22 protein-coding genes are annotated in these 23,146 nt (G+C 70.0%); 11 read left to right on the top strand and 11 right to left on the bottom strand.

Annotation, left to right across the window (positions count from 1 at the left end; genetic code table 11):
- Positions 1–139: 139 nt before the first annotated feature.
- The 3 genes from ACFV8H_RS18105 to ACFV8H_RS18115 all read left to right on the top strand — a co-directional run bounded on the left by ACFV8H_RS18105 (position 140) and on the right by ACFV8H_RS18115 (position 4,164).
- On the top strand, positions 140–3,199 hold the full coding sequence (locus tag ACFV8H_RS18105) for a hypothetical protein (RefSeq protein ID WP_380400838.1): 3,060 nt from the start codon (positions 140–142) through the stop codon (positions 3,197–3,199).
- An 85-nt stretch (positions 3,200–3,284) separates the two neighbouring features.
- A complete protein-coding gene (locus ACFV8H_RS18110; RefSeq protein WP_380400840.1) occupies positions 3,285–3,692 on the top strand; it encodes a hypothetical protein in 408 nt (135 codons plus the stop codon).
- Positions 3,693–3,945: 253 nt separating this feature from the next.
- Positions 3,946–4,164, top strand: a complete 219-nt coding sequence (locus tag ACFV8H_RS18115) for a hypothetical protein (protein WP_380400842.1) — start codon at positions 3,946–3,948, stop codon at positions 4,162–4,164.
- Here the strand turns inward: ACFV8H_RS18115 and ACFV8H_RS18120 are convergent.
- The gene (locus ACFV8H_RS18120) at positions 4,148–7,012 is read right to left on the bottom strand and encodes a BTAD domain-containing putative transcriptional regulator (protein ID WP_380400844.1); all 2,865 of its coding nucleotides are present in this window, start codon (positions 7,010–7,012) and stop codon (positions 4,148–4,150) included. The genes ACFV8H_RS18115 and ACFV8H_RS18120 overlap by 17 nt on opposite strands.
- 27 nt (positions 7,013–7,039) lie before the next feature.
- On the bottom strand, positions 7,040–8,086 hold the full coding sequence (locus ACFV8H_RS18125; RefSeq protein ID WP_380400846.1) for a Scr1 family TA system antitoxin-like transcriptional regulator: 1,047 nt from the start codon (positions 8,084–8,086) through the stop codon (positions 7,040–7,042).
- A 204-nt stretch (positions 8,087–8,290) separates the two neighbouring features.
- Between ACFV8H_RS18125 and ACFV8H_RS18130 the strand changes: the two genes are divergently transcribed.
- The 3 genes from ACFV8H_RS18130 to ACFV8H_RS18140 all read left to right on the top strand — a co-directional run bounded on the left by ACFV8H_RS18130 (position 8,291) and on the right by ACFV8H_RS18140 (position 9,612).
- A complete protein-coding gene (locus ACFV8H_RS18130) occupies positions 8,291–8,515 on the top strand; it encodes a hypothetical protein (protein ID WP_380400848.1) in 225 nt (74 codons plus the stop codon).
- An 8-nt stretch (positions 8,516–8,523) separates the two neighbouring features.
- On the top strand, positions 8,524–8,751 hold the full coding sequence (locus ACFV8H_RS18135; protein WP_380400850.1) for a hypothetical protein: 228 nt from the start codon (positions 8,524–8,526) through the stop codon (positions 8,749–8,751).
- Positions 8,752–9,252: 501 nt separating this feature from the next.
- Positions 9,253–9,612, top strand: a complete 360-nt coding sequence (locus tag ACFV8H_RS18140; protein ID WP_380400852.1) for a hypothetical protein — start codon at positions 9,253–9,255, stop codon at positions 9,610–9,612.
- Between the two features lie 82 nt (positions 9,613–9,694).
- On the opposite strand, the gene ACFV8H_RS18145 is transcribed toward ACFV8H_RS18140, so the two are convergent.
- The 9 genes from ACFV8H_RS18145 to ACFV8H_RS18185 all read right to left on the bottom strand — a co-directional run bounded on the left by ACFV8H_RS18145 (position 9,695) and on the right by ACFV8H_RS18185 (position 18,162).
- A complete protein-coding gene (locus ACFV8H_RS18145) occupies positions 9,695–10,180 on the bottom strand; it encodes a hypothetical protein (protein WP_380400854.1) in 486 nt (161 codons plus the stop codon).
- Between the two features lie 175 nt (positions 10,181–10,355).
- Entirely contained in the window at positions 10,356–11,657 is a 1,302-nt protein-coding gene (locus tag ACFV8H_RS18150) for a GNAT family N-acetyltransferase (protein WP_380400856.1), read from the bottom strand.
- Positions 11,658–12,923: 1,266 nt separating this feature from the next.
- Entirely contained in the window at positions 12,924–13,487 is a 564-nt protein-coding gene (locus ACFV8H_RS18155) for a peptide deformylase (protein ID WP_380400857.1), read from the bottom strand.
- Positions 13,484–13,654: a hypothetical protein gene (locus tag ACFV8H_RS18160; protein ID WP_380400859.1), complete on the bottom strand. Its 171-nt coding sequence runs from the start codon at positions 13,652–13,654 to the stop codon at positions 13,484–13,486. The genes ACFV8H_RS18155 and ACFV8H_RS18160 overlap by 4 nt, the downstream gene beginning before the upstream one ends.
- Positions 13,655–13,680: 26 nt before the next feature.
- Complete coding sequence (locus ACFV8H_RS18165; protein WP_380400861.1) at positions 13,681–14,715, bottom strand: UDP-N-acetylmuramate dehydrogenase; 1,035 nt, start codon at positions 14,713–14,715, stop codon at positions 13,681–13,683.
- Positions 14,716–14,726: 11 nt separating this feature from the next.
- Positions 14,727–15,770 carry a serine hydrolase domain-containing protein gene (locus ACFV8H_RS18170; protein ID WP_380400863.1) on the bottom strand — a complete coding sequence of 348 codons (1,044 nt, stop codon included), beginning with the start codon at positions 15,768–15,770 and terminating at the stop codon, positions 14,727–14,729.
- Positions 15,771–15,772: 2 nt separating this feature from the next.
- Positions 15,773–17,077, bottom strand: coding sequence for a UDP-N-acetylglucosamine 1-carboxyvinyltransferase (locus ACFV8H_RS18175; RefSeq protein WP_380400865.1), 1,305 nt, complete (start codon positions 17,075–17,077; stop codon positions 15,773–15,775).
- A 2-nt stretch (positions 17,078–17,079) separates the two neighbouring features.
- Positions 17,080–17,820, bottom strand: a complete 741-nt coding sequence (locus ACFV8H_RS18180) for a hypothetical protein (RefSeq protein WP_380400866.1) — start codon at positions 17,818–17,820, stop codon at positions 17,080–17,082.
- 84 nt (positions 17,821–17,904) lie between these two features.
- On the bottom strand, positions 17,905–18,162 hold the full coding sequence (locus ACFV8H_RS18185; protein ID WP_380400868.1) for a hypothetical protein: 258 nt from the start codon (positions 18,160–18,162) through the stop codon (positions 17,905–17,907).
- A gap of 305 nt (positions 18,163–18,467) precedes the next feature.
- Here ACFV8H_RS18185 and ACFV8H_RS18190 point away from each other — a divergent pair, with 305 nt between their 5' ends.
- The 5 genes from ACFV8H_RS18190 (at position 18,468) to ACFV8H_RS18210 (ending at position 22,936) form a co-directional block, all read left to right on the top strand.
- Positions 18,468–19,874, top strand: a complete 1,407-nt coding sequence (locus tag ACFV8H_RS18190) for a hypothetical protein (RefSeq protein WP_380400870.1) — start codon at positions 18,468–18,470, stop codon at positions 19,872–19,874.
- Positions 19,875–19,897: 23 nt separating this feature from the next.
- Positions 19,898–20,512, top strand: coding sequence for a GNAT family N-acetyltransferase (locus ACFV8H_RS18195; RefSeq protein ID WP_380400895.1), 615 nt, complete (start codon positions 19,898–19,900; stop codon positions 20,510–20,512).
- Positions 20,513–20,772: 260 nt separating this feature from the next.
- Positions 20,773–21,198 carry a hypothetical protein gene (locus ACFV8H_RS18200; protein ID WP_380400872.1) on the top strand — a complete coding sequence of 142 codons (426 nt, stop codon included), beginning with the start codon at positions 20,773–20,775 and terminating at the stop codon, positions 21,196–21,198.
- A gap of 229 nt (positions 21,199–21,427) precedes the next feature.
- A complete protein-coding gene (locus ACFV8H_RS18205; RefSeq protein WP_380400873.1) occupies positions 21,428–22,438 on the top strand; it encodes a hypothetical protein in 1,011 nt (336 codons plus the stop codon).
- Positions 22,439–22,450: 12 nt separating this feature from the next.
- Positions 22,451–22,936 (top strand): DUF6086 family protein, encoded by a 486-nt coding sequence (locus tag ACFV8H_RS18210; RefSeq protein ID WP_380400875.1) that lies wholly within the window; start codon positions 22,451–22,453, stop codon positions 22,934–22,936.
- Positions 22,937–23,146: the final 210 nt, after the last annotated feature.

A 23,146-nucleotide genomic window follows, 5' to 3' on the forward strand; every position in this document is an offset into this window, starting at 1 on the left:
ACCGGCCACGGCCGTTCGCACACATCGCCTACCATCCCGGCGGGGGGAGGGACCGGTGTGCGGGAGCACGCCCGGGCCGCTCGCCCCTGCGGCGGCCCGGACCCGGTGCCGACCGCTCCGACGACCGGGAGTTGACTCGGTGACACTCACAAGACGCACCGGCCGGGGCCTGACGGCCGCGGCGGTGCTGGTCGGACTGGCCGTGGCACCGGCGGGCTTCGCCGCCGTACCCGCCGCCGCCCTCACCTCCGTACCCGCCGCCGTACCCGCAGCCGCACCCGCAGCCGCACCCACCGCCGCACCCACCGCCGCACCCCCGGTGCCGGTGAACCTCACGGCCGCGGGCCCGTTCGCCGACTCGTTCCGGCAGAGCCCGGCGCTCAACACCGCGCCGCTGCGCGGGTTGAACGTCGGCCTGGACCAGCGCCAGCAGGGCAGCGCCCGGACGGTCTCCTGGACGAGGACCTCCGGCCGCTGGGACACCTCGGTGGCGCCGGACTCCTCGTACGTCCAGGTCAGCACCCCGGACCAGCCGAACCGGCTGGTGTTCACCACCGGGATCTCGGCGGTCATGCTGGGCGCTCCGGTGATCGCGGACACCGACGGGACGTACACCGTCTCCACGGTGGTGGATCCGGCGGTGGGGGACACCTCCAGCGGTGACTGGGCCTCGCTGGTGCTCAGTCGCAGCCACCGTGCCAACGGGTACGTCACCAGCGGCGACGTGGACCTGGGGCTGACGGTCACCTCGGCCGGGAAGCTGGCGCTGTTCCACGGCGGCGGGGGCGAAACCCCGTTCTGGCAGGGCTCGGTGGCCCCGGCCGACCGGTACGCGGTCTCGGTGAAGGTGTCGACCGGCGCGGACCGGGCGGTGACCCTGACGGTCAACGGCACCGCGTTCACCGTCACCGGCCCCGGGTCGGTCAACCGCTGGCCGAGCAGCGCGTTCCTCTCCCTGGGGGCGTACCTGTCCGGCCCGGGCGAGCTGACGACCTTCGGCGACGGCAACGGCACGGGTGTGAACGTCAGCCGGATCGACGCCGCCGCGACGGCCGCGGCGAAGCCCTTCATGGACACCTTCGACGGCGCTCCGGCGGGCAGCGACGACGGGCTGAACGACGACCTGAGCGCCCGCCAGCCGACCCTGGTCTCGGCCAACTACACGGCGGTGTCCGGCACCAAGGGCCTGGCCGCGACGCCCCCGGCGGGTTCGGTGCGGGTCAACAGCCCCGCCGCGCCCGACGCGCTGTCCTTCCCCCAGGGCACCGCCGCCGTCCGGCTGAACAAGCCCGCCACCGCGGACCTGTCCGGCTCCTACACGGTGCACGCCCGGCTGACCCCGGCCGTCGGCCGCACCAGCGGCACCGACGCCGCGACCCTGCTGGTCAGCAACGCCTCCGGCGCCACCGGCGCGGTGGACACCGACGACGTCGCCCTCGGCCTCAGGCTCCAGGCCGACGGCACGCTCACGCTCTACCAGGGCGGTACGCCGCTGCCGTTGCTGAGCGCCGCCGTCCCGGCCGGCTCCGGCACCCACGACGTCGCGCTCACCCTCGCGGTCGGCGCCGCCCGGCAGGCCGTCGTCACCGTGGACGGCACCACCGTCTTCGCCGGGCAGACCCCGGCCGCCCTGCCCCGGGACGGCTACCTGCACCTCGGCGCGCAGCGCAGCACCCCCGGCACCGTCACCACGGCCGACGACCTGCGGGTCAGTATGCTCGGCGGGCTGGACTACTACGGCTACTTCGACGTCATGGACCCGGACAAGGACAACCAGAGCGTCGACCACAGCTCCGAGCTGTTCCCCTGGACCAACATGAACAACTTCATCGGCCAGGACCTCAGCGACCCGCGCTACGCCGGCTTCCTGGACTACTGCCGCCCCGCCTCCTGCGTCATCGACGTCAGCATGCAGGTCGCGACAGCCACCCCGAACTGGCCGGTGAGCAAGCCCAACCCGGACGCCCCGGCGGCGCTGGCCGGGCTGGCCACCCGGGTCGGCGGCAACCTGGACAAGCTGTCCGCGATCTACACCCTGGACGAGCCCTACTACCACGGCTTCGACGCCGGCCAGGTGCAGACCCAGGTCAACCAGGTCCGGGACGCCTTCCCCGGCAAGATGCTGGCCTACACCACGGACACGGCCCACCTGACCTCGCCGGTGCCGAGCGGCGTCGACCTGGTCGGCTTCGACGACTACTGCCCCGGCCGCGGCACCCTGGAACAGGAACTGGCCGCGTTGCAGGGGGCCCTGGCCTCGCCCGACCAGCACCTGGTGATGTTCCCGGAGTCGTTCAGCCAGGGCCTGGGGGCCTGCGGGCCGTTCTCGGACGCCCAGATCGCGGCCAACAACGCCGACTACCGCGCCATCGCCGCCCAGCACCCCCGGGTGGTCTACCTCCAGAACTTCCGCTGGCTCAACTCCCAGCAGGGCGCCGAATGGCCGCTCACCACCCAGCGCCAGCGCGCCATCGGCACGGCGGTGATCAACGCCACGCCGACCCCGGCCGCCTCCGGCGTCGGCATCTACCGGCCCGGCGACCGCAGCGTCAGCGAGAACAGCCACAACGACGTCTTCCTCGGCGCCTCCGGCACCTCGGCGCTGTTCACCGACGCGGACGACGTCCCGCTGACCGGCCACTGGAACGGCCCCGGCACCGACACCATCGGCGTCTACCACCGGGCGACGTCCACCTTCGTCCTGTCCAAGGCGGACGGCAGCACCAGCACGTACCGGTACGGCAACACCGGCGACCTCCCGGTGGTCGGCGACTGGAGCGGCACCGGCCGCACCACCGTCGGCGTCTACCGCCCCGGCGACCAGACCTTCTACCTCAGCGACGACAACGCGAACCCCACCTACTCGCTCAAGTTCGGCAACCCCGGGTGGACCCCGCTGGTCGGCAACTGGAGCGGCAGCGGCCGCAGCACCATCGGTGCCTACGATCCCAACAGCCGGACGTTCTACCTGCGTGACACCAACACGCCGGGCGGGCAGGCCGACCACACCTTCCAGTACGGCAACACCGGCGACATCCCGATCAAGGGCGACTGGGACGGAACCGGCACCGACACCTTCGGCGTCTACCGGCCCGGTGACCGCAGCTTCTACGGTTCGTCCAAGGAGGGCACCCTGACCGTCTACGGCACCCGCTTCGGCAACTGGGGCGACCAGCCGCTGGTCGGCAACTGGGGCTGAGCGTTTGTAGGCTGAACGGCGGGCCCGGCCGGACCACCACCGGACGGGCCCGGACGGAGCAGCGCGACGAGGGAAGGGTGCCGGTGTGAGCGGAAGGGCCGGAGGGTACTGGGCGTTCGGCTGCGCGGCGTGCTACGGGGAGGACCCGGAGGCGGTCTGGGCGCGCCAGCGGGAGGGCTTCGCGTACGAGGCGGCCGTGGTGGCCGACCCCCACTTCTCGGTGTCCATCCGCCGCTGCCTGGCCTGCGCGCAGCGGTTCGGCTGGATCCGCACCGAGTTCACCGACTGGTCGGGCGGTGACGACGCCTCCTACCTGACGGTCGTACCGCTCACCGGCCAGGAGTCCACCGCCCTGGCCGTCGGCACCCTGGCCCCGCTCGACCTCGGCCCGCTCGGCGAGGGCCGCCGCCACCTGCACCACGACCGGCCGAGCAGCGGCCCGGCGCGACTGCACTGGGCCACCGGGGCGTTCCCGGTCGAGGAAGGGCACTGAGCAGGGGCCAGCGAGCGGAGGCTGCTGAGAGCGGGCCGCCGAGGCGCTGAACACCGCTGAGGCGTCAGGGCGGGGATTCCCTGACGCCTCCGGTGCGGCCCGGTGCCGGGCTCAATGATCACGAGGGGCGGTAGACGGACTGCCAACGTCCGCCCGGGGGCCGCGGGGGCAGGGTGTTGACCGGCTGTCTACCGGGTGCTGCGAACGTGCGGGCGCTTGAGTCCAGCAGTCCCACGTGAGCGAGGAGCAGGAAGTGTTACGAAGCATGGCGGCCCGCCGGGCCCGTGCCGCGGTTGCCGGTGCGGTGGTGTTGGCGGGGGTGTCCGGGCTGTTCGCCGTGGCGGCGGGGGATCCCGTACGGCACGGCTCGCCGGCCGCACCGCCGTCGGCCTGCGGGGGGTCGGCGGACGTGCAGTGCCTGGCGAACAAGGTCGCCTGGAACGGGACGGGGTTGATCATCTGGCAGAGGTGACCGCTCCGGCGGGGGCGGCCGATCCGTCGGCGGTGACGGACCCGTCGGCGGTGGCCAGCGCCGTCAGCAGTGACCGGGCGTCGGCGGACTCCGGGGCGCCCAGGCCGCTGAGCAGTCGGTGCGCCTGCGCCGCGTGAGTACGGGCGGTGCGGTGGTCGCCGCGGGCGGCCACCGCATGGGCCAACACCAGGTGGGCGAGAGCGCGTTCGCGCTGTCGCCCACCTCGCGTTGCGAGCCGCAGGGCCCGGGTCGCCTCGTCGACAGCCTCCTCGACCCGCCCGAGCAGGCGCAGCACCTCGGCCAGCCGGCTCCGGGCCGCCGACTCGCGGTCCTGGTCCCCGGCGTGGCCCGCGCGGTCCACGCAGGTGCGTAACTGATCGGCGGAGTCCTCGAGTTGGCCCAGCTCCTGGTGGGCGAGGCCGAGGACGTAGTGCACGTAGGCGGTCATCGCCGCGTCGGCGCCGCCCGGTTCGGACAGCAGCCGACGGCAGGTGTCCGCGGCCTCTCCGGCGTGACCGCTGCGGACCCGGGACAGCGCGGCGTTCGCGGTGCTGGCCACCGCGCCGGAACGGTGGCCGAGGCGGTGGGCGAGGGCCGCCGCCGCGTCGAAGGCGGTGATCGCCTCCTCGTGCCGGGCCTGGGCCTGGGCGATCAGGCCCAGGTCGTTGAGGGCCTGCCGGAGCACGGCCGGGTCGTCCGCCTCCTGGCAGGCCCGGGCGGCCTCGCGGGCCTGCTCGGCGGCCTCGTCCAGCCGGGCCCGGCCGAGCAGGACGGTGCCGAGCAGGAACCGGGCGCGGCCCTCGGCGGCGCGGTCACGGCAGCCCTCGGAGGCGGCGACGAGGAGGCGGGCCGCCTCCTCCGCCCGCCCGGCGAAGGCGCCCAGGCCCAGCGGGCTCAGGGCGACCAGCAGGTCGACGGCGGAGCGCACGGCGGTGGGATCCGGGGCGCCCGAGGCGACGGCGGCGGCCAGCGCGACGGCACCGGGGGTCTCCGCCCGGGCCCAGCGGCGGGCGTCCGGCAGGTCCGTGAAGACCGGGTGGGGAGCCGGTCCGCCGAAGACGTCGGCGACCGGGTCGCCGGGGACGGCGAGGGCGAAGGCCGTACGGGCGCGGGTGAGCAGCAGGGCCAGCAGGTGGTGGTGGGCGGTGGTGCGTTCGGCCTCGTCGAGGCGCAGGGACGTCCGGCGGGCGAAGGCCCGTACCAGGTCGTGGAAGCGGTAGCGGCCGGGGCCGACCGACTCCAGCAGGGCCTGGTCGACCAGCGCCTCGGCGAGGTGCTCCGCCTCGTGCTCGGGCAGGTCGAGGACGGCGGCGGCCGAGGCCAGGGCGATGTCCGGCTCCACCCAGGCGAATTGGCGGAAGGCGGTGGCCAGAGGTGGGGGGAGGAGACGGTAGCTGAGCGCGAAGACCTGCTCGGCGAGGCCCTCCCGGTCCTCGGCCAGGCGTCGGAGGAGGTCGGCGATCGGCTGGTCCGGGGAGGCGGCGAGCCGGGCGGCGGCGATCCGCAGGGCCAGCGGGAGGCGGCCGCAGGCCTCGACCAGGTGCTCGGCGTCGGAGTGCTGGGCGGACCGCCGGGCGGCGCCGATGACCGAGTCGAGGAGGCCGATCGCCTCCTGGGGGCTGAACACGTCCAAGGCGATCCGCAGGACGGACGGGATGCCGGGCAGCGCGGTGCGGCTGGTGACGAGGACGGCGCAGTCGGAGGAGCCGGGGAGGAGGGGTTGGAGCTGGGCGTCGTCCCGGGCGTTGTCGAGGAGGATGAGCAGCTGCTTGCCGGTGGTGACGGTGCGGAAGAGCGCGGCGCGGCCGGGGAGGTCCTGGGGCACGGCGGACGGGCGGATGCCCAGAGTGGTCAGGAAGTCGGCGAGGACGTCGGAGGCGCTGGCGGGGACGAGGTCGGCACCCCGTAGGTCGGCGTGGAGACGGCCGTCGGGGAAGTCCGGGCGCAGGGCGTGGGCGGCGCGCACGGCGAGGGCGGTCTTGCCGACGCCGGCCATGCCGGTGACGGTCACCAGGCGCAGGCCGGTGCTGGTGGTGCGGTCGGTCAAGGCGCGGGCGATGTCGGCGACGTGGGCCTGTCGACCGGTGAAGTGGGCCGGATCATTGGGGAGTTGATCAGGATCCAACTCCTGGCGGAGGGCGGTGACCTCGGGCCCGGGCTCGATCCCGAGGTGCTCGATCAGGCGGGAGTGGAGCGAGGCGTAGACGGTGCGGGCCTCGGCGGTGCGGCCGCTGCGGTGGAGACTGCGGATGAGGAGGGCCTGGAGGCGTTCACGGAAGGGGTGTTCGGCGGCGAGCGCTTCCAACTCCCGGAGGTGATCGGGGGAGTGGTCGAGCGCGAAACGCTCCTCCTGGAGCGTGAGGCGCAGCTCGGCGAGGCGCTGGCGTTCGCGCTCCATGAGGGGGCCGGGCAGGTCGGCGAGCGGCTCGCCGCGCCAGAGCGAGAGAGCGTCGGAGAGGTGTTCCCGGGCCTGGTGCGGGTGGCTCCCGGCGAGTTCATGGAGCTGCCTGACGCGCCAGAGGTCGATGCGGTCCGGATCGACCGCGATCCGGTAGCCACCGGACTGGGAGAGCAGGAGGGAGGGCTTCTCGCGTACGGGCTCAAGGAGCTTGCGCAGCTGGGAGATGTAGGAGCGGAGGGCGACGACGGGAGATCCGGGCGGTTCGTCGCCCCATAAGTCGTCGACCAGTTGGTCGGTCGCGATGACGGAGTCCGGCCGCAGGAGGAGCGACACCAGCACCGCCCGCTGCCGAGGAGCCCCCAGCTCGATGGTCATCCCGGCGCGCTGCACCCGCAGCGCGCCGAGTAAGGCGAACTCCAGCGGAGCCGGATCAGCAACTGGCCGCAAGGCGTTTCCCCCTGTGAGGCGGCGGAGTCAGACGGAGCCGAACTCGCCGGACTTGATCCCGGCGATGAAGGACTCCCAGGCGTCCGTGCCGAAGGCGAGCTGCGGGCCAGCAGGGTCCTTGCTGTCACGCACGGGGAGGATGCCCGGGTGGCCGGGGGCGACCTCAATGCAGTTGCCACCACCGCTGCTGTAGGAGGACTTCAGCCAGGAGCCGGGCTTGGCGGCCGCGATGGGGAACATGGCGTGGAACTCCTTGAGACGCGTGCGGATGAGAGCCAGAGTGTCCGCACATGAGAGGGCTTGGGCCTGTAGCCAATCGTAAGTCCTTGCGAGGGAGCGGATCTCGCCTTCGTCCTCACGCTCGACGTAGCCCCGCTGGATGGTCTCAAGGTAGGCCATCCACGTGTGCTTCGGAGAGGCCAGGAGCGTGAACGGCCATACCGTCGGGAGGTTCTCGCCGAGGCTGGACGGTGCGATCTGCAGCGTGACATGCGGCATCGCGGCAACGCTCTCCAGGCGACGAAGCTGTTCGGCCATGACGAAGGGTCCACCGACAGGCCGCAGGCAGCTCTCCTCCATGACGATGTGGAAGGAGGGAGCGGGATCCTGATACAGAACGGCTTGCCGCGCCATTCGGACATTCAGGCGTTCGCTGACCTTGTCCTGGGGGATCTCGCCCCGTCGGGCTTCGGCGTGGATGATCGCTGCGGCATATCCGCGTGTCTGGAGCAATCCGGGAATGACGTTCAACTCGTAGATTTTGAAGGCAGTGGCCTTGCCCTCGTGTTCGAGGTAGGCGACGAATCCGCCGATCAGAGTGCTGCTCTTCGTGCTCCAGTACAGGAGTTCAAGCGCTCCGCAGGTGTCGAGCACCTTGTCGGCTCGTCGGAGGAGCTTGAGCGGGGCGGGGCGCTCCCCTGTTTCGATCAGGGAGATCAGCGAGTCGCTGTAGTTGATCAGCTTCCCGAGCTGGACCTGTGTGAGACCCCTCGCCTTGCGGAAGCGGCGGAGCTGCTCGCCGATGGCCTCGTTCGGGGTGGGGGTCTGCTCAAGTTCCTGCTGCGCCATGGTCATCACGCCATTCCACAGTGCCGGATGTCAAAGTGAACCTCTTCCGATGCTAAGCGCAATTGGCCACCCTTGGTGAGGGGTTAACAACAGAGAGGGAGTTATTCCGTGGATATGACTAACGCTCAATCTGGCGAAAGCATCATCCTCCAGCGGAGCTTTCCGCCCTGCCGGTGTCCCCGGTGCGGCGATTCCATCCCGGAGGCCGGCTTGGCCGACCACGTCATCGCCCCGGCGGCGCCGCCCGCGCGACGGGTAGCGCCGCCGGTCGAGCCCTACCGCCCCTCCGCCATCGGCGAGCGGGTCTTCGACGTCCGCTCCGGGTGCTGGGCCGCCTTCATGGGGTGGCAGCACGGGAGCGTCTTCCTCCGGCCCCTCGGCGGGGGCATCGAGTGGGACACCGAAGCGCGTTGGATCACGAACACCGAACTGTGAGATGCCCCATGAGCAGCATGATCGACAAGATCACGGCCGAGGACCGTCGCAACGCGGCCGACATCCTCGACGACCTCCAGGCCGTCCTGCACGCCGCCGAGGTGAAACTCCCCTCCCTCGGCATCGACTGGCGCCTCGTCAAGGAAACCGGTGTCCTCCTGATCGACCTCGGCGCGGCCCGGCCGGACGTCATCGAGCGCCTGGTCGTCGTCCTCCGCAGGGGTATGCGACCGTAGCCGCCGCCGGTGCCATCGCCGTCGGGAGCTTCCTCCTCGCGGGCCTCGTCCTCCTGGCGATCCCCGCCACCATGTCCTCGACGGCCGACGCCCTGGTGTTCGCCCTCACCTTCCTTGCTGCCTCCACCGGTGGATTCTCCATCGCCGCAGGATGGTTGAGGGTGCACGCCTAGCAAATGTTCGTACGGCTGCCCGGGGGCAGCCGTAGGTGTCCCGACCTGCGGTCGAATGAAGCGCCGGTCGGGCACTGAACGCCCCCGGGCGGGGGTGAATGCAACCAGAATTGCAACCAGGACTGGTCGCGGTCCGTGACGAGGACGGGCAACCCCGTTGCTGTTCTGACCGCACCTTGGTAGCCCCGCAGGGCTATGCAGGCTCAAGGACAAGTGCGCACCTGAGGCAGGCACATTCACCGAATACGGGCCGATCGACATCGTCCGCCATGCCGTCTACTTCAGCAAGATCGACGATGAGCTCGAGGACTACCTTGAGGGCGCCTACATGATCGGGCTCGGCATCCGCATGTCGAACGAGCGCGGTACGGACGGCGATGTCGATTGGGTGGTCCAGTTGCTCAGCGATGAGGTCTCCGTGCCGGCCAGCGCTGAGCCGCGTTCGTGGGAGCTACCGGCAGAGGTGAAGCTTCTGAGCACCTGGACCAGCAAGCAGCTGCTTGGCGGCCACGGGCCAGTCCGCGGCGCGCTCAAGGCAGCGGCGACCGCAAGCGCGGAGGGGCACTGGGTCAGGGTCCACAGCTTGCTTCACAGCAACCGCGACGAAGACTTCGAAGGCAGCGGGACTTCGGAGTTCGTTGTTGATGTCTTCGACGCGCCGATCCCGCTGCAGGAACTGGACGAGTAGGTCGCAAGACGTGATGTGCGCCCCGACCAAGCGCGGTCGGGGCGCACGACTCAGGAGATCGTTTCAGGGCTACCGGTGTGTTCTACGCCTCCGCCGGCGCCCGCCCGATGATGGAGGAGAGCGCGCCCCGATACGTCGTACCCAGCGCAGTGACCACACCAATCACCGGTCCCGGGCCGTTCTTCATACGGCTCACGTAGTTCTCCGGAAGCAGTACTCGGTCGCCCACGTTGAGGTGATCACCACCTCGCCACCGGTATGCGTACCCACCGACATCTACGACCTGATCACCGCCGAGTTCGTAGATGCGAGTGGCCTCGTCGATCCGCTGCTCGAGTTCCTTGACCCGCCGCTCCAGCCACTCGATCTTCAGCTTTGATGAACTGGCTCCAGACTCACAGCCGACCTTGTACCCCTCGCTCCAGCCCTGTTGATGCGCCTTCGCTATTGCGCGATCTTCGTCCGTCGCGTGCGTACCGCAGGCGACATCCGAGCCGGATATGCGAACGCGGCACGGCTTGCCGGCGCGCGTCGGCCGCCCGCAGGTTCGCTCCTGGTCTCCGACCATGTTGCCCCTCCAGTAGTCGAGTGGATCGATCGTAGCCCCACCAGCCGATTCGGATGTGTGAGGTCAGCGCGACTGGGACGAGATGTGCGGCCTTCGAGAAGGCGACCGACACCAGTGTTCGGGCCGCTTGGCTGACAAGGTATAAGGGAGCTCCAGATGCGGAGCTCCTGGCATGTCAGCTGACCCAGATGCCCTCGGGCGAGACTCGACGTGCGAGGTGTCGACCGGATTCACTGAGGGGGCTCTGCCAGGACACGTCGGCGATTGGGCACCCGAAGTCATCGGCGAGGGCCTGTACGAGCGTGGCACCGATACCCTGTCGACGGTATACGTCTGCCACCCAGATTAGGCCGACGCGCGGGCGTAGGGTGTCATCCCGGCCGCCATGCTTCGACTTGGCGATCAGATCCCAACGGACGTGTTGGCTGGTGTCGTCGGCAGTCAGGTATCCGATGACGTACCCGTTGGCCTCCAATAGGTACGCCCGCACGTTATCCGGGGTCGGCTCAGGCTCCTCAAGGTAGGACCAAGAGTTGAAGTCATAGTGGTTTTCCCTCTGCGGTACCCGCGCCACCTGGTAGGCCAGTTTCCGCCAAGCGATCGGTGACTCGGTCGTCACAACGGCCAAGTTGGTCCGCCACTCCAGGTTCTTGGGCACCTGGATGCCGAGCGCCCAAGCCGCGTGGTGGATGGAGTGCTCCTTCCCTCGGTCCCATGCATCTTGCAGGCTCATCCCGCACCGGCAGGCGACGCTGGTTGGTGTCTCAACACGGCGGAACTGGACGGGAACCGCGCCGTAACTGAGGTTTTGACCTCTGCTGCCCACCCAAGGCCGGAAAGGCACGTCATCCCGTTCGACGTACCCGGTCCATCGGTCTACGGATTCGGAGTACCGCTCGGGGAAGATTTCCCGCCTCTGCTTCTCTACAGGCGGCAGCGTCGGGCGAACCCACACGCTGCCGGAAGTCGCGCGACCGTTGAGGCGCACTCCGAGCTTTTGAGCCTTGCCGCGCAGGAAGCGCAGGAACGCGTTGGGTGGGGGCGCAAAATCGATTCCACGGACCAGTTCCCGTTCGCCAGGGGCAAGCCAGTCCTCGACGGGGAGCACCAGTTGGTCGGCAAGTGTGTGAAGCCCGGTGTAGTCGTGGTCGAGCTCGGCAAGGCGCAGCGCTTCGACCACAGCCCGGACATGGGGGAAGGGAACGTGCAGGGTGACCGAGCTTGGTCCACCGCTCCAAAGGAAGCTGCCCGTATAGCCGTCGTACCAAAGTCGGTCGATGGACGTGCTGTACGCCCTGTTGACCGCCTCCGTGTAGTCGGCCGGCAAACTGGGGTCGTCTCCTCGCGCCGTCAGGGCATCGACGTAGCCGTCGCGGTCGAGGTCGACCGTGGCGAACCACCGGTAGGCCCGAACATGGATCTTCCGAGAACGTCGATCGCGTCGGTCGAGGTCGAGGTAGATCGTTTGATTGACCATGAATTCTCCACCCCATCCAGTGGCTTCGTATCACTGCAGCAGCCGGGATCAGCGGCGCTCCGGCCTCTCATTGGTGTCCCATCCTGCCCGACGGACGCCGCGAGTGGATGGTCTGGCGAAACCCGGGTGCCAGTCTGGAGCTGCTTCAAGGTTCTGTGCACGTTCTTGAGCGGGGGTGCGTACGGGAAGTTCCGAGCTGACCGGAGGACTCCTTCTTGACCGTTCTTGCCGGCATCCCCCTGTCCGTCACCTCGCAGTGGATCGGCCAACGGGACGCTATCGAGCGGGCGAACAAGACCACGCTGCGGTTCAGGTTGCTCGTCAGAATCGTTCTGCCGAGGCGCCTTCCGCTCTGCTGGCCTGAGCTGCCGAGGGCGGACGTACACGAGCGCCGTGTCGGCTGGAGGGATCGCGCTCGGCGACGCGGCGGTCTGCGGGGTCGACCTCCACGGTGCCAAAGCCCGACTGCCACCGAGGCATTGGCATCGAGGGCCAGTCAGGTCGCTTGGGTTGTGGAGGGCGGAGCACTCCCCTGCCAGGGCTGTGGTTCTTTCCTCTGCAGGTGCAGTCGCACGCGCTGTCCGGGGCGGCGTCGGCACAACTGGTCGATCCACAGAAGGGGACTCCGTCACCGGCCGAGTGGTGGAGGCAGAGCCCAGGCGAACGCGGAGTTCGCAGGTACCAGCTTAGGATCGCGGCGTTGCCGGTCAACTTGCGGTCGAGGACGGCGAGCATGACGGGGATCGCGTCGACCAGCGTTGTGGTGCGATCCAAGTACTTACTGGCGGTGCGTTATTGGAGACCAGGCCCTCGTAGCCAGACGCGAACAGCCGAGCTGCTGCGTGGTCACTGAGCGCACACATGTCCGTGCTCAGGCCCGTCGTGCGGTAGTCGCCGATGACGCACGAGTCGTCGGACAGGCGAACCCGCCGACCACCGATCATCTCGCACCGGACGTAGCCTCCGCCGATCTCGCTCCATTCACGGATCATGCTGATCAGGAGTGTCTCTGTGGCGCTGCCATCCGGGAGCTTGCGCTGCTCCGGGGGCGCCTTCGCGAGGGGACGGCGGAGGGCATCCTCGGCTGGCGGGCTGGTTGGCTTGCTGGAACGAGACTTGCTGTGGGACGGCTTCAAACAGAACCTCTTGCGAGACGTGCGACACACGACCGGCTCGATCCTGCTCGCTGCTTGATGTTCGCAAACCAATGCGGCGGTCGGCCATGCTGTGCGAACGGAGGTAGCCAACCTCAGTGCGACGCCGTGCTCAGTAGGCCCAGGTCGAGCCGGTCCCTCGGTACTCCTCGACTGGGATCGGGTGGACATCGGGGCGCATGCGGTCGGTGTAGAGGTGGCCGTCGAGGTGGTCGATCTCGTGGGCGATGAGGCGGGCGAGGCCGAACTCGTAGGTGACGGTGGTACTGGTGCCGTCGAGGGTGGTGGCGGTGACGTCCATGCGGAGTGGGCGGGGGACCAAGCCGCGGACGTCGAAGAAGCTGAGGCAGCCCTCGTACTGTTCGTCGGTCTCCTCGGAGACGGCGGTGATCTTCGGGTTGAGCAGGATGATCGGCTCGGCGCCGGCGGTCGGGGGCAGGACGAGGGCGGCTGCGCGGGGGATGCCGATCTGTGGGGCGGCGAGACCCATGCCCTTGGCGAAGGAGTGGACGCGGCCGATCCGGTCGACGGCGGTGAACAGTTCGTCGATCACTGCCTGGGCGACGGCGCGTTCGGCCGGGAGGTCGAAGGGCTCGGCGGGGCGGTTGAGGATGGGCGTGCCCTGTTGGACGACGCCGAGGGACTGCATCTGCTGGCTGGGCCGCACCTCGATCACCTTGTCTCCTTGGTCTGTTGCTGGTTGTTGGGGGCGGCGCGGAAGCGCCATTCGGGGCGGTAACAGGCGTGCAGCGGTGGGTCGCCGGTGCCTCGGGTGAAGTGCCGACGCCTGCCGTCGCCGTGGCTGCTGATGACGGTGCAGAGGGGCACGGTCTCGGCGGTCATGGAGGTCTTGGTTCCTACAGGACTCCTTATGCCCAGGCGCCGACCAACGTCGGCTCGGGCCGGAGCTTGATCCCGGTTGCGATCTCGACCTGCGCCGAGAGTTCGGTGAGGGCCTGGGTGAAGCTCGTTGCGGTCGCTCCGTCGTGGGCGGTGAGGGTGAGGGTGCGGCGTTCCGAGCAGCGGATGCCGTCTGCGATCTTGTAGCCGGGCCGGTAGCCGGTGTGCTCCAGCAGCCAGCCGGCGCTGGCCCGCAGCTGCCCGTCGCTGTCGGTGTGGACCGGGCAGTCGGCAGCCGACCAACGGGCGGCCTGGGCGGCGGTGACGGGTGGGTTGAGGAAGACCGATCCGGCCTGGCGGGCGTCGGGGCCGTGGGGGTCGAGGAGGAGTCCGCGGCGGTGGCGGTTGGCGAGGACGGCGGCGGTCACCTCGGCCACGGGCGGTCGGGCGCCGACGTGGACGCCGAGTTCGTCGGCGAGCGGCTGGTAGGTAATCGGGGCAGCCGGTGAGCGGGTGAGGTGGAACGTCGCGGTGAGGATGGTCCAGCGGCCGGGGTCGTTCTTGAAGCGGCTGTCGCGGTGGCGGAGGCGGCATGCCTGGGCGGGCAGGGTTCGCAGGCGGCCCATGTCCCAGTCCCAGGCGGTGAGGTGGTCGAGGGTGTCGGAGACCTGCTGGCCGTAGGCGCCGGCGTTCTGGACGGGTGCGGCCCCGACCGTGCCGGGTATTCCGGCCAGGCACTCGATTCCGGCGAGGTGTTCGGCTGCGGCCCACTGGACGAGGTCGGCGAGCGGGTGGCCGGCCTGGACGGTCGCGGCCACCGTGTCGTCGGCCACCCGCTTCACGGTGATACCCCGGGTGTTCATCACGGCGACGGTGCCCTCGTGGCCGGTGTCGGAGGCGATGACATTGCTTCCGTGGCCGAGGGTGAGGGGCGCGTCCTCCTGCCGGTCGCCGATCGTGCGGACCAGTTCGAACCAGTCGTCGGGGTCGGCGACCTGCAGGACGTCGCTGGCCGGACCGCCGAGCCGCAGGGTGGTGAGGGACGCGAGCGTGGTGCTGGGCACGGGTGGGCCTCCTAGGATTCGTCGGTGATCGCCTTCAGGGCGAGGCTCCGCAGCGGGGCGAGGCGGGTGCGGTTGTCCTGGTGGTGGTAGACGGCGTTGGTGCAGATGGTCAGGTAGCGGCCGGTGGTCGGGGCGAGGTAGAGGCTGGTGCCGGTGAAGCCGTGGTGGTAGGCGACCCGGCCCTCGTCGGCGAGGATCCAGGCCAGGCCACGGTCGAGGCCCGGCTCGATCTCGGCCTGCGGCCGCAGGCTGTAGGCGAGCCAGCGGCCCAGGGGCCCGCCGGTGGCGTGCGAGGACAGCAGATGGGTGGCGAAGGTGGCGAGGTCGGCCGGGGTGGTGAACACCCCGGCATGGCCGGCGACTCCGCCGAGCAGGGCGGCGTTGTCGTCGTGCGGCATGCCCCACAGCCGGGGCCCGCCGGTCAGCCGCTGCTCGGTCGGGGCGACCTGAGCGGAGCGGGGCACCGGTCCGTAGGTCGTGCTGGTCATGCCGAGGCCCTGCCAGAGTTCGGACGCCAGCTCGTCCAGGCGCCGGCATCGGTAGTGGGCCAGGGCCAGGCCGAGGAGGATGAAGCCGCGGTTGATGTAGCGGTGACCGGCTCCGGGATCGGCGATCAGCGGCTCCCCGCAGATCAGTTCGGCGAGCGGCTCGGCATGGTTCCGGTACTGGTCGAGGCGGGTGTCGGCCCGCAGGCCGGAGGTGTGGGCCAAGATCTGGCTGACCGTCACCTGGCCGCCGGGCGCCTCGGCCGGGATGCCGGCCAGCAGGTCGCGGACCGGGGTGTCCAGGGTGAAGTCGCCCATAAGGGAGGTACCGACCAGGGACCAGGTGGCCAGGACCTTGGTCAGCGAGGCCGCGTCGTACACCGTGTCCGGCCCCGGCCGGGCGTCGCCGCACTCGGGGGCGACGACGCCGGAGGCCAGGTAGCCGGGCTCGGTGTCGAAGGTGCCGTGGGCGATGACTCCGCCGGGCACGGAGCCGTCAGCGGTCATCAGGTCCAGGCACTCACGCAGGTCGGCGAGCGCGTTCGGCTTCCACAGCGCGGCGTTGGTCACGGCTACTCCTGGTCGATCGTCAGGTCGGCACCGAGCGCGGCCAACTTCGGCAGCAGGCTGCCGTATCCGCGCCGCAGGTGATACATCCCTCGGATCGTAGAGGTGCCCTCGGCGGCGAGGGCGGCGATCACGAGAGCGGTCACCGCCCGGATGTCCTCCCCGGCCACGCCGGCGCCGGTGAGGGCGGACCGGCCCCGGACGGTGATGACCGAGCCGGTCGCGTTGACGGCCGCGCCGAACGCTGCCAGGGCCGGCAGGTGGGTGTCGCGCTGTGTGTAGATCCGCTCGTCAATGCGGGAGGCGCCCTCGGCCTGGGTGAGGAAGGCGGTCAGCTGCGGCTGCACGTCGGTCGGGAAGCCGGGGTGCGGGCCGGTGGCCATATGCACCGGCCGAGGCCCGGCCGGGGTGCTGACGGTCGTGCCGCCGTCCAGCGGGTCGAGCTGGATTCCGGCGTCGGCGAACACCGACACCAGCCCGTCCGGGAACGCGGCCGGCGGGAAGCCGTCCAGATGGACGGTGCCGCCGGTGATGGCGGCGGCCAGCGCGAGGGTGGCGGCCTCCAGCCGGTCCGGCGGCACGGTGAACACCCCGCCCCGGATGCGGTCGGTGCCGGTGACGTTCAGGGCCGTCCTGCCCCGCCACTCGATGCCGACGCCGGCCTGCGAGAGCAGGGCGGCGGTGTGGGTGACCTCGGGCTCCACACTGGGGTTGAGGATCGCGGAGGTGCCCGGGGTGCGGGCGGCCAGCAGCATCGCGGTGACCGTCGCACCCAGGCTCGGCCCCCACGAGCGGGTCTCGGCGTCGGTGACGAACGGCAGGCGCTTGCCAGTGAAGCGGGCCCGCACCCGGCCCCGGTTCACCTCGACCTCGGCCCCGGCGGCTTCCATCGCGGCCAGGTGCCGGTCGATGTAGCGGGCGCAGAAGGCGTCCCCGCCGGGGGTGGGGAAGGTGACCTTGCCGGCGCGGGCCAGCAGAGCTCCGCCCATCACTGCGGTGGTGCGGATGCGCCGTCCGAGGTCGTCCGGGATGACGGAGAAGTAGGAGTCGGCCGGTCGGGTAGCGAACTCGTCTCCGGTCACAGTGGCGCGGGTGCCGGTGCGGTGCAGGATGTCGGCGACTACCAGGGTGTCCAGGATCTCGGGTGCGCCGGCCAGGGTGAGCGGGTCGTCAGCGAGGATCGCGGCGGCGTACAGGTGCAAGGCGATGTTCTTGCTGCCCTGGACGGCGGCGGTACCGGCCAGGCGCCGGCCGCCGGTGATCCGCACGGCCCGCTGGCCGGTCGTCGTCGTGGTGTCGGTGGTGGGCATGGTCACCTTCCCTGGCTTCCGGCCGGGAAGAAACCCCCGACCTGGGTCTTCGGATAGAGCAGGGTGTGCGCGCCGATCAGGGTGGCGGGCTGGAGCACGGTGCCGGCGGGAACGATCACGCCGTCGCCGATCACCGCGCCGAACTTCGTCTGGCCGGTGGCGATTCGCCGGCCGTCGAGGTGAGCGCAGACCTCTTCGGTGGCCGGTTCGGTGACCGGCCCGGAGGTGACCCGCAGGCCGGTGGTGGACACGAACGCGCCGATGTTGACGCCGAGGCCGAGCACGGAGTCCCCGACGAAGCTGGTGTGCTTCATGAAGACGCCCTCGGTCAGCAAGGAGCGGGTGACCTCGGCGCCGAAGCCGATGCGGCAGCCGGGGCCGACGACGGTGTTGTCGCGCACCCGGGCGCCGGCCTCGATCACCGCGCCGGGGCAGACCAGCACAGGACCGGTGACGTACGCGCCTTCGGCGATGACGGCTCCGGGCGCCACGATCACGTGGCCCCGAACGGTGGCGCCGGGCTCGATGGCTCCGGTGGCCTCCGGCAGCGGGATGTCCAGGCTGCCGGCCAGCAGGTCGGTGATGGCCTTCTTGATGCCGAAAACGGTCGGGCAGCGGCTCAGCAGGTGCAGCACCACCGGGTCGGTGATCTGCTCGGTGTCGATGTAGTACGCGGGGGTGGTGCGGTAGTCGATGCGCTCCAGTTCGGTGTGCAGCGCGGGCGCGTCGGTCAGCCGGTGCATGGCTGGTTCTCCTCTCGGGCGAGCGAGTGGAAAAGGGTTGGGGCGTTGTTGCGCCCCCGTGTTGGTGGGTGCGACTCGCGCGGATCAGCCGGCGCGATGCTGCGGGCAAGTGCAGGCGGGCCAGACCTTGATCCGGGCGACGTACTCGTCGGGGCCCGGGTAGGCGCTGGTCACGCCGGAGTCGTCGTAGCGGGTGCCGTCCTGGGCGACGCTGAAAGTGCGGACGGTCAGACCCGGGCCACGCCCGGTGCGAGTGAGGCGGCCTTCTTCGGCAGTTGCGGTCGTCTCGGTATCCGCCAGGGACCGCGCTTCGGCGGTGCCTTCGGTCGTGGCGTTGTCCATCGGATCCCTCCCACCTCGATCTCACGCTTCGCTGTCGGTTGTGCGCGGATTGCGAAGGCTGTTCAGCATGGCGGCGGGGGATTGGGCATGGATACGACATCGCCGCCGTCGTGGCGGCGTCGTCACCGGAGCTGGTTCGCGCGGCAGACGACATCGTGCGTCATGACCACCGTCATGGCTGCCGTCATCTGGCCCGTACGATCCTCGAACGTGTTTCCTGCCGCCTGACCATGGCTATCGTCAGAGCAGACGAACGGGGACGGAGAGGATCCGCAGTGGTCGAAACTCCAACGCTCTTAAGGGTCTTGACGCTGCAGCGGCACTGGCAGGTCTACGAGACCTTCCGCCTCCGGTTCGAGGCGACGGCGAACTCGGCCGCCGAGCAGGAGAACGACCCCCGGCTCCGGGGCTTGTCGGTCTCCAAGCGGCAGTTCGAGCGCTGGTACGGCGGCGCGGTGAAGACCCGCCCCTACCCGGATCAGTGCCGAGTGCTGGAGGCCATGTTCGGTGTCAGCGTCGCGCAGCTTCTCGCGCCCGCACCGGCCGCTTCGCTGCCTGCGCCCGCAACCGCCGCCTCGTTCGTCGTCCCGCCGCCACGGCCGGTCCCTGTCCTTCTCCCCTCCGAGCAGGCAGCGGTACTGCCTGCTGGTGGCCCGTCCAACAGCGAGACCCGCTTCGACGCGGGCACCACGGAATTGGAAAGGCAGGTCGCAATGGCGGCTCGTCGTGCACTTCGGTTCACCGCGATGGCGGAGGGCAGCAGCATCGGCCCGGAGACTCTGGGACAGATCCACGACGAGGTCCGGCGGCTGACCGTCGCCTACCCGAAGCTGGCGCTGCCGACCCTGCTCGGCGACCTGGTCGAGGTCCAGGACCTCACCTTCCGGCTGTTGGAGCACGGCCGGGTCAAGCCCCTGCAGGCCCGCGAGCTGTACCTGCTCGCCGGGATCACCTCCGGCATGCTCGCCAAGGCCAGCCACGACCTGGGCAACCCGAGCGCCGCGATGATGCAGGCCCGCACCGCCTTCGTCTGCGCCGACAACGCGGACCACCACGCCATGCGCGCCTGGGTCCGCTCGCTCCAGTCGCTCATCTCCTACTGGGCCGGCCGCCCGGCTGAGGCCGCCGACTATGCCGACCTCGGGCAGGCTGCTGCCGGCAGCGTTCGGGGCACCACCAGCGTGTGGCTGGCCTGTCTCTCCGCCCGCGCCCATGCGCTCCTCGGTGACGGGGAGGCCACCCGCGCCGCCATCCAGCGCGCAGAGGATGCCCGCGCCACCGTCCAGCCCGACGACCTGGACGGCTTCGGCGGCATCATGACCTTCCCGGAGCCCCGCCAGCTCTACTACGTAGCCGAGGCCACCGTGCAGCTCGGCGAGGACGCCGCCCTCGGTGAGAGCCAGTCCGAGGCCGCCGTCACCGCCTACCGCACCGCCTCCGAGGAGGAATGGGCCTTCGGCGACGAGGCCGGCGCCCAGAGCGACCTCGCGCTCGCCCGCCTCGCCCGCGGCGAGATCGACGGAGCCGCCGAGGCCGTCCGCCCCGTGCTCGACCTCCCCGTCGAGCAGCGGAACTTCGGCATCACCAGCAGTGCCCAGCGCGTCCACGCCGCGCTGCCCTCCGGCGGTCGACGGGCCACCGGCGTGGCGGCCGACCTGCGCGATGAGATCGAGGCGTTCACCGCCAGCCCGACGTCCGTCCTCATCCGGTGAACGCGCAGGTAGGCTCCGCGGCCATGAACCCAGTTCACCTGGCCGGCCCCCGCCTGGCGATGCGCGAAGTCGAACCCGAGGACACCGACGACCTCCTGGCCGTCTATGGCGACCCCGAGGCCACCCGGCACCTCAGCTTCGAACCCCGCACCCGCGAGCAGGTCCAGGCGATCACGGACCGCTCCATCGCCGCCGCGAACGCCAGCCCCAGGACCGAGTACTGCCTGGCCATCACCCGCCTCGGCGAACACCGGCTGATCGGGTATGCCCGCCTGGCCACCGAGCCGCAGGAGGCCGCCACCATCGGCTTCGCCCTCCACGCCGCCGAGTGGGGTAAGGGACTCGGCACCGAGACCGTCCGCCTGCTGTGCGCGTTCGGCTTCAACGTCCTTGGTCTGCACCGCATCTGGGCCGCCCGCGCCCCACTCAACGAAGCATCCGCACGGACGCTCCTGCGCGCCGGTATGACCGAGGACGGTCGCATCCGCGACCACGTTTTCGTCCGTGGTGCTTGGCGCGACTCGATCATCTACTCGATCCTGGAGCATGAGTGGACACCGATCGGCGGGCTCGACACGACGAGCGCGCTCGACCGATCGACCGCCCCGCCTGGCGGCGAGACCGTACCGGGGAGGTGAACCCGCGGTGACCGAGCTGGCCGTGCCATACATGGTGATCCCCGGCATCGCCGAGTTCGCGCGGGGCGGCGTACCCGCCCCGCCCACCACCGACGACGGCAACCAGTGGGTCGACGGGTTCTGCTGGCTCTACTGCGGCAGCAGTGGGCGCGGGTCCTGTGGATCGGCCCGGCCAGCGTCGTCGGCGCCCGTTTCGGGACAGGCGGCGGTCTTCGTTGCCAACGTCGGCCAGAGGCTCGTTCCGTTCCGGCTCGACCAGCATGCCCCGGCTCTCGTCGAGTACTGGAATCCGGGAACGGCACGGCCACCCAGCCGAGGTCGAGGTCTGGGAGCAGGAGAAGTGGGACCAAGAAGGCCCCGGCGGACCTCGGGCGGTTCGGGACTGCGAGTCCGACCAGCAGGTCGTCTTCCACGCCTACGCGGTGTTCCGCCCAGGCGGTGAGCGGGTGGACCTGTCGCTGCCTGAGCAGTGGTCGGTGGCCGCCTGGGACTTCGGGGCAGACCTCTACACCGATCGCTCTATGTCCTGGCGTACGGCCCGCAGACCCAGCCCTGAGCAACTCGTCGAGGCCCAGGTCTGCGGTACGGACAAGTCCGCCGTCGCGGCGGCATTCGCGGAGGCGGTGGAGCAGGCCGCCGACCGAGCCCGGAACCCCGGGAAGTTCGGCGACACCAGCGACTGGTAGTCGCGGTCGAGGGTCCAGGTTCCAACCTCCCTGCCCGGTTGGACGCTGGACCCTTGTTACGTGCGGCCACAATCCGGATTGACCTGAACTGGCTTGTCGTGAACTCCCGGTCCGGACAGCTCCATTGTGTGAGACTGTGCGCGGTTATTGCGGCAGCAAGGAGCCGGGGGAGGTAGCTGTGTCACAAGCTGTTCGCGTTGCTCGAACCCCGCGCGCCAGGTGGCGTCGCATGACGGATTCGATGGCCCGCAAGAGGTGGGCCGATATGCTCCGTGCCCTGGATGGGTTGGGGATTCGTGACCTTCAGATGGAGGCAACGGGTCAAAAGCTGTCCGACTCGTCACGAGGCGAGGCGGCACTCATGCTGGTCATGGTGGCTCCAGTGGGGTTTGCCGTGCTCCCAAGCGCTGGTGGTTCCGCTTCGCCAAGTCGGAGTCTTGCCCTTGGTTGCCTGAGCGCGGTCGACTGGGTAGGCGTGCAAGTCGGCCTTCTGCAGGCCGCAGACCCGGACTTCCCTCGCCGGGTACTTGATCATCTGGCACTTGGACGGGCCATCGGAGCGGTGATGGGCGCCGTGTTGATCTACTGGATGGCGTCCCGGTCGCCATACGGCGTTTTTGCGCTCTTTCCTCGAAATGCCGTACCAGTCAAATGCGCGAATGCAATCATCGCGTGCGCGTTGGATGCCGGCATGCAGCGAGCTGTGCGTATAGACACGAACTCGAACCCCCCGGGCTTCGTCCTTGAGGGGCCCAACGGCCTCCTGGCTGTTCCTACGGTCTCCACCACAGTCAATGCTGCGGGGCGGGCTTTGCTGCGGATGCACCGTAGTCACCTGCACCTCGCCAAGGCCCGGCGACGGCAGATCAAGCGCCATGGGGCCCGTGTCGCGGCCACCCTGTACGCCGCAGAGCTCAAGATCGATACGTCGCCGGAGGAGGGGCGCCGTGAGCTTGCCACGATGTTGGCGACAATCTCGGAGAATTTCTCATCTGGGAAGCTCGCTGCCCTCTACCCAGAGGACAAGCTGGTCGAGTCCCCGGCCAGGGACTGGGAGCGCTTCCGATCGCTCGGTTGTGCGGTGTCTGGTGTGCTCATCCTCTGGTGGGTGAGCACGTGGGGGTTGTCCGGTACGACGGGCACGCTGGCAGAAGTTGTCGCCTTCGCGGCGCCCTTCGTCGCGATGTACGGGCCCGAGAAGGCTGAGCATGTGATGAAGCTCTGGCGTCACGGTTCGTGAGGCCCGGGTCGGGTGGTTGGCGGTGAACTCCGGCGACCGCCGAGGCAACTGCAACCAAAGCGGCGACCACGAGGCGACGAAGGCCCCCTCTGGAATCCGTCCACTGGGGCATCCCGGTTGTTCCTCCGCCAGGTGGAGATCTTCGAGGAGGAACTCGGCCTCCCGTCCGGCATCGGCCCGATGGAGGCGGACGAATGTCAGATCGAACCAGCCGTGCTCGGGGTCTTCGCCAATGCGATCCTGGCTCGGCACCGACGGACTCGACATGCCGTCGTGCGCGCTCTGACCGAGGGATTCGTCCTCACGACGCTGGCCCTCGCCGAGCGGGCAGGCGCCGAGATCCACTGGGAAGAGCCGCCCGGCCCTACTTCTGCTGCTGACCTTCGAGACGTGCAGATCCCCATGACCGTTGCTGGATCCGGCAGTGAGGAGCAATGGACCTGGGGAGAGGAACTGCGCAGGAAGGTGCACGAGTTGGACCGAGCCATGGCGCGTTGACGAGGTCGTACGGGATCGGCGCTCAACACCTTGACCGGCTAAGGGGGTTGGCGGATCCTCGGGGGCATGACTGTGCCTCCGCAGCCGTCGTATGCTCCTCGGTCGCGTCCCGGTGGGTCCCGGGCCAATGCTGTTGCGGTGTTGCTGCTCGCGGGTGGGGCCGTGGGCTCGCTGGCGTTGCCGTGGGCCTCTTACAGTGGGGAGAGCGGT

It is taken from the genome of Kitasatospora sp. NPDC059827, assembly GCF_042731675.1.
GTDB lineage: Bacteria > Actinomycetota > Actinomycetes > Streptomycetales > Streptomycetaceae > Kitasatospora.